This window comes from Salmonella sp. FC25216 (assembly GCF_057751355.1).
This window is the reverse complement of record NZ_JBDGON010000001.1, coordinates 198,286-209,351: the sequence shown is the minus strand read 5'-3', so window position 1 is coordinate 209,351 and position 11,066 is coordinate 198,286. Positions and strand designations below refer to the sequence as shown.

Genomic DNA, 11,066 nt, shown 5'->3' with positions numbered 1-11,066 from the left:
TTTATCGTTCTTTGTGCCTCCGGGCAAAACACGTGAGCAATTTGCATGTCTAAATCCGTACAGAGCAACAGCGCGATCCTCGTTCACTTCACCCTGAAACTGGATGATGGCTCAACGGCGGAATCTACCCGCAACAATGGCAAGCCTGCCCTGTTCCGTCTTGGCGATACCTCGCTTTCCGAAGGTCTGGAGCAGCAGCTTCTGGGATTGAAAGAGGGGGAAAAGAAAGCGTTTTCGCTGGAGCCTGACGCCGCGTTTGGTGTACCCAGCCCGGACTTGATCCAGTATTTTTCGCGCCGTGAATTTATGGCGGCGGGCGAACCGGAAGTCGGGGCGATTATGCTTTTTACCGCAATGGATGGCAGCGAGATGCCTGGCGTGATTCGCGAAATCAACGGCGACTCGATTACCGTTGATTTTAACCATCCGCTGGCCGGGCGTACCGTTCATTTTGATATTGAAGTGCTGGAAATCGATCCGGCGCTGGAGGCATAAACATGCAGATCCTGTTGGCCAACCCACGCGGTTTTTGCGCCGGGGTAGACCGCGCTATCAGCATTGTTGAAAATGCGCTCGCCATTTACGGCGCGCCAATTTACGTTCGGCACGAAGTGGTGCATAACCGCTATGTGGTGGACAGCCTGCGCAAGCGCGGGGCGATCTTTATAGAACAAATCAGTGAGGTACCGGATGGCGCCATTCTGATCTTCTCCGCTCATGGGGTTTCCCAGGCAGTGCGTAACGAGGCGAAAAGCCGCGATCTTACCGTTTTTGACGCCACCTGCCCGTTGGTGACGAAAGTCCATATGGAAGTGGCCCGCGCCAGCCGCCGTGGTGAAGAATCTATTCTGATCGGTCACGCCGGACACCCGGAAGTGGAAGGGACGATGGGACAGTACAGCAACCCGGAAGGGGGGATGTACCTGGTCGAGTCGCCTGAAGATGTCTGGACGCTGAATGTTAAAAATGAAGGCAAACTCTCCTTCATGACGCAAACCACGCTTTCCGTGGACGATACGTCCGATGTGATTGATGCGCTGCGTAAACGCTTTCCGAAAATCGTCGGCCCGCGCAAAGACGATATTTGCTATGCCACTACTAATCGTCAGGAAGCTGTGCGGGCGCTGGCGGAGCAGGCTGACGTGGTGCTGGTGGTCGGCTCGAAAAACTCTTCTAACTCTAACCGGCTGGCGGAACTGGCCCAACGGATGGGAAGAACCGCGTTTCTTATCGACGATGCGGCGGATATCCAGGAAACGTGGGTGAAAGAGGCCGCCTGCGTCGGCGTCACCGCTGGCGCTTCCGCGCCGGATATTCTGGTGCAGAATGTTATTGCGCGCCTGCGGGAGTTTGGCGGCGGCGAGACTGTCACGCTTGAGGGGCGCGAAGAAAATATTGTTTTCGAAGTGCCGAAAGAGCTGCGTGTGGAGGTTCGTGAGGTAGAGTAAATTTTTCATGCTCCGGTTATGCGAAGATGCCAGATACTCTGTCTGGCATTTTTTATGGAGCAGATATGCGTTTGCCAATCCTACTTGATACCGATCCGGGCATTGATGACGCGGCTGCGATTACCGCCGCGCTGTTCGCCCCCCAGCTTGATCTGCAACTGATAACCACCGTCGCAGGTAATGTCTCGGTTGAAAAAACGACCCGTAATGCGTTGCAGCTTCTGCATTTCTGGAACAGCGATATTCCACTTGCCCAGGGGGCCGCTACGCCGCTGCTGCGTCCGTTACGTGATGCGGCGTACGTCCACGGCGAATCCGGCATGGAAGGCTATGATTTTGTCGACCATCAGCGCCAACCGTTGGCGAAGCCTGCATTTATCGCTATCCGGGATGTGCTGATGAATGCCCCGGAGCCCATGACATTGGTGGCGATTGGGCCATTGACCAATATTGCGTTGCTACTGATGCACTATCCGGAGTGTGCGTTTAACATTCGCCGTCTGGTGATGATGGGCGGTTCCGCAGGGCGCGGCAATTTTACGCCTAATGCTGAATTTAACATTGCTGTCGATCCGGAAGCTGCCGCCCACATATTTCGTAGCGGCATTGAGATTGTGATGTGTGGGCTGGACGTCACGAATCAGGCGATGCTCTCGCCGGCGTTTTTGGATAAACTGCCCGCGCTTAATCGTACTGGCAAGATGTTGCACGGCCTGTTCAACCATTATCGCAGCGGTAGTATGCGTACTGGCGTCCGGATGCACGATCTCTGCGCGATCGCCTGGCTGGCGCGCCCGGAATTATTTACCCTTAAACCCTGCTTTGTTGCGGTGGAAACGCAGGGGGAATATACCGCAGGCACGACGGTCGTTGATATTGAGGGGCGGCTGGGAAGACCGGCAAACGTGCAGGTGGCGCTGGACATTGATGTTGCCGGATTTCAACAATGGGCCGCAGACACTCTGGCGTTGGCGCCGTGACCTCTTCGCTTATACCCCCATGACGTTACTTATTTCGTAACGTCATGTCTTTTACTGATATCGCTCCCTGTTTATCATTAATTTCTAATTATCGGCGATTTTAGATGGCAGCCTCTTCAGAGGCTGGTTAATCTGAAAACGGTTTACATCATTTTAACGTAAGAGAATAACTATGCATGAAGCACAGATCCGCGTCGCGATTGTCGGCGCGGGAGGACGCATGGGCCGTCAATTAATTCAGGCCGCGTTGCACATGGAGGGTATTCAGCCAGGCGCCGCGCTGGAACGTGAAGGGTCTTCATTGCTGGGTAGCGATGCGGGCGAACTGGCGGGCGTGGGGAAAACGGGCGTCATCATTCAAAGCGATCTGGCGTCCATCAAAGATGATTTCGATGTTCTGGTCGATTTTACCCGTCCTGAAGGCACGCTGGCGCATCTGGCATTCTGCCGTAAACATGGTAAAGCGATGGTGATCGGCACCACCGGTTTTGATGAAGCCGGTAAACAGGCTATCCGCGACGCCGCGCAGGAGATCGCCATTGTTTTTGCGGCTAACTTTAGCGTTGGCGTCAATGTGATGCTTAAACTGCTAGAGAAAGCGGCGAAAGTGATGGGCGACTATAGCGATATTGAGATTATCGAAGCGCATCATCGTCACAAAGTTGATGCGCCGTCAGGAACCGCGCTGGCGATGGGAGAGGCGATTGCCCATGCGCTGAATAAAGATCTGAAAGACTGTGCGGTATACAGCCGGGAAGGGCATACCGGCGAGCGCGTGCCGGGAACGATTGGCTTTGCAACCGTTCGGGCGGGTGATATCGTCGGCGAACATACCGCGATGTTTGCCGATATTGGCGAACGCGTAGAGATTACGCATAAAGCTTCCAGCCGCATGACTTTTGCAAATGGCGCATTGCGAGCGGCATTATGGCTAAAAACGAAGAAAAATGGGCTATTTGACATGCGGGATGTGCTGGGCCTGGATGTATTATAAGGACTAAATACCTTCGTGATGTGGTTATGGTAATCAAGATGAATTGATTACAAAGGGCAATATATTATTGCCCTTTTGTTTTTTGTAGCTCAACCAGTGAGCCAATTTGCCACTGTTCTGTTAAACCATCCTCAAAGGAACCATCAATAATAATATTGTTAATCCCAGCCACGAGATATTTCTTTTAAATAGAATTAATAAAATGTTTACTGGTAAATAAGCGTGGAGGGTTATTCAATATTGAAAACACCGCTCGCAGTAAGCTGTTCATAGGTGGTTTCACAGAGTAAATACTCTTTTCCGGTAAGGCTGTTATAGGCGCGGAACTGGAATACATCGCCGGCAGCAAAGCTGGAATAGCCGCCGGTTTGGTTAAAGTCATCCGGGCCAATGGCATCCATCTGCGCGACGTAATTGCCATTACAATAAATGCGGTTAATTTGCCCCTCAGGCGCATCAGTACGGGTCATGACGTTCAACTGGAAAAAGTTACTGCTTGAACTGACGTTAGTCATATTCACCCACAGCGGTTTACTGTATTCAAAAGGCACCTCGACCAGGCTGATAAGATCGATATCCATTGGGGTGTTGGCGCTGTTCCACGGAACGGAAATCCTGAACGCGGTACGACCAGTATCAGCGCTGGTTGTGAAGACATACTCTTCCCTGTGCCATTCAGCATTTAAGTTAGTATTAATGTCAGAGATAAAAGAGGTATGGACTGGATAAGTCTGAGAAATAGTGACGTTTCCTTTCGCCTCGCCTCTGACGGCGAGAGTCAGTCGATAGGTGGTTTCGGGCTCAATGGTAAAGTATTGCGTAATGGTATTAGTGGGCTCGATTCGACAAAAGTGGTTATTTCCTGTTGCGCCATCTTCGACAAATATGGATGACTGCGATGACAGTACCCAGCCATCAAACCCCTCTTCAAAACCGCCATCGATAATAATATTGCCTTCAGTAGACATGTTTTTTCCTTAAGTTATTGAATTAAAAGAATGTGATAAAGCGAACGAAAGCTATGATGGCCTGCCGGGAGGTAAGATTTTGTGATGGGGGTCACATTCATTTTTAAGGTGATGTTGTTTTATCTCTTTTATCTCAATAGGTTATCTTTTTTATGCTGTAGTGGGGCTGGTTGTGGTCCAATCGTATGCACTTCTCTTAAATAAAAAGAGGTTTTATCTGCATATTTTGATTGTAATCCTTACTATATTACATTAATTTGTTGTTTTTTATGGCTTTGCTGTCATTTGATTTTTTTATTATTTTGAATAATTCATTGATTTTTAAGTTGTTTTTTATGTTAACTTATTTTGTTTTGCATTTTTATGAATTTACTCAATTTAATGGTTATTAAATGATTTTTGTTGTTGTTTTTTGTTGGTTTAATGTGAAATTTGACCATTTGGTCCATTTTTTATCATGCCATCCAATTTTTTGTGAACTCAAGGAAGCGCAAGCGTTTTCTATCTTCACTTAGTTGATCTTTTTGCCTGTTAAAACGAATAACTTCCTTATAATGTACAAAATAACATAAAAAATACCCTCTTTAAGTTGACTTTTATCCGGCTTAACTTCAGAATGCCGCCGTTTGCCAGAAATCCACGGGTAAGCAAATTTGCATTGCTTCATACTGACTGAATGAATTAATATGCAAATAAAGTGAGTGAATATTCTCTGGAGGGTGTTTTGATTAAGTCAGCGCTATTGGTTCTGGAAGACGGAACCCAGTTTCACGGTCGGGCCATTGGGGCAACAGGTTCGGCGGTTGGGGAAGTCGTTTTCAATACTTCAATGACCGGTTATCAAGAAATCCTCACTGATCCTTCCTATTCCCGCCAAATCGTCACTCTTACTTATCCCCATATTGGTAATGTCGGCACCAATGAAGCCGATGAAGAATCTTCTCAGGTTCATGCGCAAGGTTTGGTGATTCGCGATCTGCCGCTGATTGCCAGCAACTTCCGTAACACGGAAGACCTCTCTTCTTACCTCAAACGCCATAATATCGTGGCGATTGCCGATATCGATACCCGCAAGCTGACCCGCCTGCTGCGTGAAAAAGGCGCCCAGAATGGCTGCATCATCGCCGGCGATAATCTGGATGCGGCGCTGGCGCAGGAAAAAGCGAAAGCATTTCCTGGACTTAACGGTATGGATCTGGCGAAAGAAGTGACCACTGCGGAAGCCTACCGCTGGACGCAGGGTAGCTGGACGCTGAAAGAGGGTTTACCGGAAGCGAAATCTGAGGATGACCTGCCGTTCCATGTGGTGGCCTATGATTTCGGCGCCAAGCGCAACATTCTGCGTATGCTGGTGGACCGTGGTTGCCGCCTGACGGTCGTTCCGGCGCAAACCTCTGCCGAAGAGGTGCTGAAAATGAACCCGGACGGCATCTTTCTGTCGAACGGCCCTGGTGACCCGGCGCCGTGCGACTACGCCATCGAGGCGATTGAGAAATTCCTCCAGACCGACATTCCGCTATTTGGCATCTGTCTCGGTCATCAGCTACTGGCACTGGCGAGCGGGGCGAAGACCGTTAAGATGAAGTTCGGCCATCATGGCGGCAACCATCCGGTAAAAGACATGGACCGAAACGTGGTGATGATCACCGCGCAGAACCACGGCTTTGCGGTGGATGAGGCGACGCTGCCCGCCAACCTGCGAGTGACCCATAAATCCCTGTTCGATGGCACCCTACAAGGGATTCATCGTACCGATAAACCGGCGTTCAGTTTCCAGGGCCATCCGGAAGCCAGCCCTGGCCCGCACGACGCCGCACCGCTATTCGACCACTTTATCGAGCTTATCGCGCAATACCGTAAAACCGCTAAGTAATCAGGAGTATTAAGACCATGCCAAAACGTACAGACATAAAAAGCATCCTGATTCTGGGCGCGGGCCCGATTGTTATCGGTCAGGCGTGTGAGTTTGACTACTCCGGCGCTCAGGCGTGTAAGGCGCTGCGCGAAGAGGGATATCGCGTTATCCTGGTGAACTCCAACCCGGCGACCATCATGACCGATCCGGAAATGGCCGATGCCACCTATATTGAGCCGATTCATTGGGAAGTGGTGCGCAAAATCATTGAAAAAGAGCGCCCGGATGCGGTGCTGCCGACGATGGGCGGCCAGACGGCGCTGAACTGCGCGCTGGAGCTGGAGCGGCAGGGCGTGCTGGAAGAGTTCGGCGTGACCATGATTGGCGCGACGGCGGATGCAATTGATAAAGCCGAAGACCGTCGTCGCTTCGATATCGCGATGAAGAAAATTGGTCTCGACACCGCGCGTTCCGGTATCGCGCACACCATGGAAGAAGCGCTGGCAGTTGCCGCTGACGTGGGCTTCCCATGCATCATTCGACCTAGCTTCACGATGGGCGGCACCGGCGGCGGTATTGCCTACAACCGCGAAGAGTTCGAAGAAATTTGTGAACGCGGCCTGGACCTTTCCCCAACCAACGAACTGCTGATTGATGAATCGTTGATCGGCTGGAAAGAGTACGAGATGGAAGTGGTGCGTGATAAAAACGACAACTGCATCATCGTCTGCTCTATCGAAAACTTCGATGCGATGGGCATTCACACCGGTGACTCCATCACCGTGGCGCCAGCCCAGACCCTGACCGATAAAGAGTATCAAATCATGCGTAACGCCTCGATGGCGGTACTGCGTGAAATCGGCGTCGAAACTGGCGGTTCCAACGTCCAGTTTGCCGTGAACCCGAAAAACGGTCGTTTGATTGTTATCGAGATGAACCCGCGCGTATCCCGCTCCTCGGCGCTGGCCTCAAAAGCCACCGGTTTCCCGATTGCCAAAGTGGCCGCCAAACTGGCGGTGGGTTACACCCTCGACGAACTGATGAACGACATCACCGGTGGCCGCACTCCGGCGTCGTTTGAGCCGTCTATTGACTACGTTGTGACCAAAATTCCGCGCTTTAACTTCGAGAAATTCGCGGGCGCGAACGACCGCCTGACCACCCAGATGAAATCGGTCGGTGAAGTGATGGCGATTGGTCGCACGCAGCAGGAATCCCTGCAAAAAGCGCTGCGCGGCCTGGAAGTAGGCGCCACCGGCTTCGACCCGAAAGTGAGCCTCGACGACCCGGAAGCGCTGACCAAAATTCGCCGCGAGCTGAAAGATGCGGGCGCCGAGCGTATCTGGTACATCGCTGACGCTTTCCGCGCCGGTCTGTCCGTTGATGGCGTATTTAACCTGACCAATATCGACCGCTGGTTCCTGGTGCAGATTGAAGAACTGGTGCGTCTGGAAGAGAAAGTAGCTGACGTCGGGATTACTGGCCTCAACGCCGACTTCCTGCGTCAGCTCAAGCGTAAAGGCTTTGCCGATGCGCGTCTGGCGGTACTTTCGGGCGTACGCGAAGCGGAAATCCGCAAGCTGCGCGACCAATATGACCTGCATCCGGTCTATAAGCGCGTGGATACCTGCGCGGCGGAATTCGCCACCGATACCGCCTACATGTACTCCACTTATGAAGATGAGTGTGAAGCGAACCCGTCCGTTGACCGCGACAAAATTATGGTGCTCGGCGGCGGCCCGAACCGTATCGGCCAGGGGATCGAGTTTGACTACTGCTGTGTACACGCCTCGCTGGCGCTGCGCGAAGACGGTTACGAGACCATTATGGTCAACTGTAACCCGGAAACCGTCTCTACCGACTACGACACTTCCGACCGCCTGTACTTCGAGCCGGTGACGCTGGAAGACGTGCTGGAAATCGTGCGCATCGAGAAGCCGAAAGGCGTGATTGTACAGTACGGCGGCCAGACGCCGCTGAAGCTGGCGCGCGCGCTGGAAGCGGCAGGCGTGCCGGTTATTGGCACCAGCCCGGACGCCATCGACCGCGCGGAAGACCGTGAACGCTTCCAGCACGCGGTTGACCGTCTGAAGCTGAAGCAGCCAGCCAACGCCACCGTCACCGCTATCGAACAGGCTGTCGAAAAAGCGAAAGAGATTGGCTACCCGCTGGTGGTACGTCCGTCTTACGTGCTGGGCGGTCGGGCGATGGAAATTGTCTATGACGAAGCCGATCTGCGTCGCTACTTCCAGACCGCGGTCAGCGTCTCTAACGATGCGCCAGTACTACTTGACCGCTTCCTTGATGACGCGGTTGAAGTGGATGTGGACGCTATCTGCGACGGCGAAATGGTGCTGATTGGCGGCATTATGGAGCACATCGAGCAGGCGGGCGTACACTCCGGCGACTCTGCCTGTTCTCTGCCGGCCTACACGCTGAGCCAGGAAATTCAGGACGTAATGCGCCAGCAGGTACAGAAGCTGGCTTTTGAGTTGCAGGTGCGCGGTCTGATGAACGTGCAGTTTGCGGTCAAAGACAACGAAGTTTACCTGATTGAAGTCAACCCGCGCGCGGCGCGTACTGTCCCGTTCGTCTCTAAAGCCACCGGTGTACCGCTGGCAAAAGTGGCGGCGCGTGTGATGGTAGGCCAGACGCTTAGCGTACAGGGTATCACCAAAGAGGTCATCCCGCCGTATTATTCGGTGAAAGAAGTGGTGCTGCCGTTCAACAAATTCCCCGGCGTTGACCCGCTGTTAGGGCCAGAAATGCGCTCAACCGGCGAAGTGATGGGTGTGGGCCGTACCTTCGCGGAAGCGTTCGCTAAAGCGCAACTGGGCAGCAGTTCGACGATGAAGAAATCGGGCCGTGCGCTGCTCTCTGTACGCGAAGGCGACAAAGAGCGTGTGGTGGATCTCGCCGCTAAACTGTTGAAACAGGGCTTTGAGCTGGATGCCACTCACGGTACGGCGATTGTGCTGGGCGAAGCCGGTATCAACCCGCGTCTGGTGAATAAGGTGCATGAAGGTCGTCCGCACATTCAGGACCGTATCAAGAATGGCGAATACACTTATATCATCAATACCACCGCTGGCCGCCGGGCGATTGAAGACTCAAGGGTGATTCGTCGCAGCGCGCTGCAGTATAAAGTACATTATGACACCACGCTGAACGGCGGTTTTGCGACGGCGATGGCGCTCAATGCGGACGCTACGGAAAAAGTTATCTCAGTGCAGGAGATGCACGCGCAAATTCAGAAGTAACGTATAGCCCGTCGGACCATCGAAAGATAACATCCATTATCATGTGTATAAACGGTTCCTGAAAGGGAACCGTTTTTTTTTACGTTATCAGGTAATTCCTGGCCAAAAGTATTTCGTTAACCGTATTTTCAATCTGATAAGCAAGATTTTGCTCACACTAATTGACCGTTAAGTTGCATACTATTCCTCTATATCCACATTATTAACATGGTTAATGAGGTGATTTAAAGGTTGCCGAAATAAGCCGTAGCGAGATTTTTTTAATTTGTAAAAATGGTGTGCTTATGAGTAAAGAATATGTTGAAAAACCACTTTATTTGTTAATTGCTGATTGGGTAATGGCGGAGAACCGTTGGGTGAGCGCTAAAGAGATTGCTAAGCAATTTAATATGGACCACTGCAAAGCGATAAACACGGTTTCTTATATTCTTTCAGAAGTGGGAGAAATAAACTGCGAAACTAAAACCATTCCTAATCAACTCGAAGGGCGAGGTTGTCAGTGCCAGCGTCTGGTGCGTATTAAAAGTATTGATTCGCAGCTGTATGCGCGCATTGGAAATAGCGCCCGGGAAAAAATGGCAGGGGCAGAAAAAACGCCACGTATGACGACGGTACCGCCGACGGAGCTTAACCGGGAGCAAAAGTGGCAGATGATGTTGTCAAAAAGTATGCGTCGTTAGACTGTACGCCTGTGTCGGGTAATCTTGGAGTCAAACTGTTTCGGACAGGCGTATCGACATACGTCTGTCCGGAAAAAGTCCACATTTCCGCTTTCTCCACTGCGCTATCCGCTTACATGACGTTACACTCATCGGCATTTCTCTGAATAAAGGCTCAACATTTCCGGGAAAAAGACGTATCGCAGGGCATTTATCCTTATGATTAGGCATAAGGAACAGGAGCCTGTGATGAAAATGAAGCTGATACCCTTTTATTTGTTTGTGCTATTTTCCGCCGCGTCCTGGGCTACGGAGATAAACGCCTGCAAAGACCTGATCGGAACATGGGAAACCACGGCAGATAACCCGCCTTATACCATGACAATATTACCACCGGTAGAAACCTGCGGAGAAAAATGTGTGAAACTGAACGTGCAGTATGAACTTGACGTGACTCACCGCAACGCGCTTTATTGCCATGAAGGACAAGAGGGCGTAAAAGGGCAGGGGCCAATGGTGATAGCATTTGAAGGGGCGTATGGTGGACACGCTATCGGAACCTATAACCGACAGTTGCAATTACTTTGGGCTGGCGTAATACCGAAAAATAAACAGGGGAAATGGATGATGAAAATGGAAAACTACTGGTTCAAACAGGTAAAAGCGCACTAAATATTACCTTAAAACAGCCCCGGGAAACCGTCTTACTCACAAGGGATTTAGTGTCTATGCGCGCGCATTTTACAGGCGTACCTGCTCTTATTTTATTGCTATAACTTAATAAAAAAGGAGGGCCAGCATCTGTTTCCAGACGGCCCTGAGTGGATTGTGATACAATAGGCACCTTGCCGGCACTCTCTTATTGTTTCATGCCTGTGCCATCGCTATGGCGTAATCAGAAC

9 protein-coding genes are annotated in these 11,066 nt (G+C 51.4%); 8 read left to right on the top strand and 1 reads right to left on the bottom strand.

The window, feature by feature from the left end; translation table 11 throughout:
• Positions 1-45 precede the first annotated feature (45 nt).
• The 4 genes from fkpB (at position 46) to dapB (ending at position 3,422) form a co-directional block, all read left to right on the top strand.
• Complete coding sequence (gene fkpB / locus AC3G3F_RS00910; RefSeq protein WP_000047271.1) at positions 46-495, top strand: FKBP-type peptidyl-prolyl cis-trans isomerase; 450 nt, start codon at positions 46-48, stop codon at positions 493-495.
• Positions 496-497: 2 nt separating this feature from the next.
• A complete protein-coding gene (gene ispH, locus AC3G3F_RS00905; RefSeq protein WP_023245655.1) occupies positions 498-1,448 on the top strand; it encodes a 4-hydroxy-3-methylbut-2-enyl diphosphate reductase in 951 nt (316 codons plus the stop codon).
• A 65-nt stretch (positions 1,449-1,513) separates the two neighbouring features.
• Complete coding sequence (gene rihC / locus AC3G3F_RS00900) at positions 1,514-2,428, top strand: ribonucleoside hydrolase RihC (protein WP_023245656.1); 915 nt, start codon at positions 1,514-1,516, stop codon at positions 2,426-2,428.
• Between the two features lie 172 nt (positions 2,429-2,600).
• Positions 2,601-3,422, top strand: a complete 822-nt coding sequence (gene dapB, locus AC3G3F_RS00895) for a 4-hydroxy-tetrahydrodipicolinate reductase (protein ID WP_053509918.1) — start codon at positions 2,601-2,603, stop codon at positions 3,420-3,422.
• A 230-nt stretch (positions 3,423-3,652) separates the two neighbouring features.
• Here dapB and AC3G3F_RS00890 read toward each other — a convergent pair whose 3' ends face one another.
• Positions 3,653-4,390, bottom strand: coding sequence for a hypothetical protein (locus AC3G3F_RS00890; RefSeq protein WP_023245659.1), 738 nt, complete (start codon positions 4,388-4,390; stop codon positions 3,653-3,655).
• A 724-nt stretch (positions 4,391-5,114) separates the two neighbouring features.
• On the opposite strand from AC3G3F_RS00890, the gene carA reads away from it, so the two are divergent.
• From carA to AC3G3F_RS00870, 4 genes are all read left to right on the top strand, one after another.
• Positions 5,115-6,263, top strand: a complete 1,149-nt coding sequence (gene carA, locus AC3G3F_RS00885; RefSeq protein WP_063390105.1) for a glutamine-hydrolyzing carbamoyl-phosphate synthase small subunit — start codon at positions 5,115-5,117, stop codon at positions 6,261-6,263.
• Positions 6,264-6,280: 17 nt separating this feature from the next.
• Entirely contained in the window at positions 6,281-9,505 is a 3,225-nt protein-coding gene (gene carB / locus AC3G3F_RS00880) for a carbamoyl-phosphate synthase large subunit (RefSeq protein WP_070801417.1), read from the top strand.
• A gap of 284 nt (positions 9,506-9,789) precedes the next feature.
• Positions 9,790-10,185: a carnitine metabolism transcriptional regulator CaiF gene (caiF, locus tag AC3G3F_RS00875; RefSeq protein WP_023245662.1), complete on the top strand. Its 396-nt coding sequence runs from the start codon at positions 9,790-9,792 to the stop codon at positions 10,183-10,185.
• A gap of 234 nt (positions 10,186-10,419) precedes the next feature.
• Complete coding sequence (locus AC3G3F_RS00870) at positions 10,420-10,836, top strand: hypothetical protein (RefSeq protein WP_162786046.1); 417 nt, start codon at positions 10,420-10,422, stop codon at positions 10,834-10,836.
• Positions 10,837-11,066: the final 230 nt, after the last annotated feature.

Coding starts and splice junctions, on each gene's coding strand:
- ispH (WP_023245655.1), top strand. CDS start 498: ATGCAGATCCTGTTGGCCAACCCACGCGGTTTTTGCGCCGGGGTAGAC.
- AC3G3F_RS00870 (WP_162786046.1), top strand. CDS start 10,420: ATGAAGCTGATACCCTTTTATTTGTTTGTGCTATTTTCCGCCGCGTCC.
- caiF (WP_023245662.1), top strand. CDS start 9,790: ATGAGTAAAGAATATGTTGAAAAACCACTTTATTTGTTAATTGCTGAT.
- carB (WP_070801417.1), top strand. CDS start 6,281: ATGCCAAAACGTACAGACATAAAAAGCATCCTGATTCTGGGCGCGGGC.
- dapB (WP_053509918.1), top strand. CDS start 2,601: ATGCATGAAGCACAGATCCGCGTCGCGATTGTCGGCGCGGGAGGACGC.
- rihC (WP_023245656.1), top strand. CDS start 1,514: ATGCGTTTGCCAATCCTACTTGATACCGATCCGGGCATTGATGACGCG.
- fkpB (WP_000047271.1), top strand. CDS start 46: ATGTCTAAATCCGTACAGAGCAACAGCGCGATCCTCGTTCACTTCACC.
- AC3G3F_RS00890 (WP_023245659.1), bottom strand. CDS start 4,390: ATGTCTACTGAAGGCAATATTATTATCGATGGCGGTTTTGAAGAGGGG.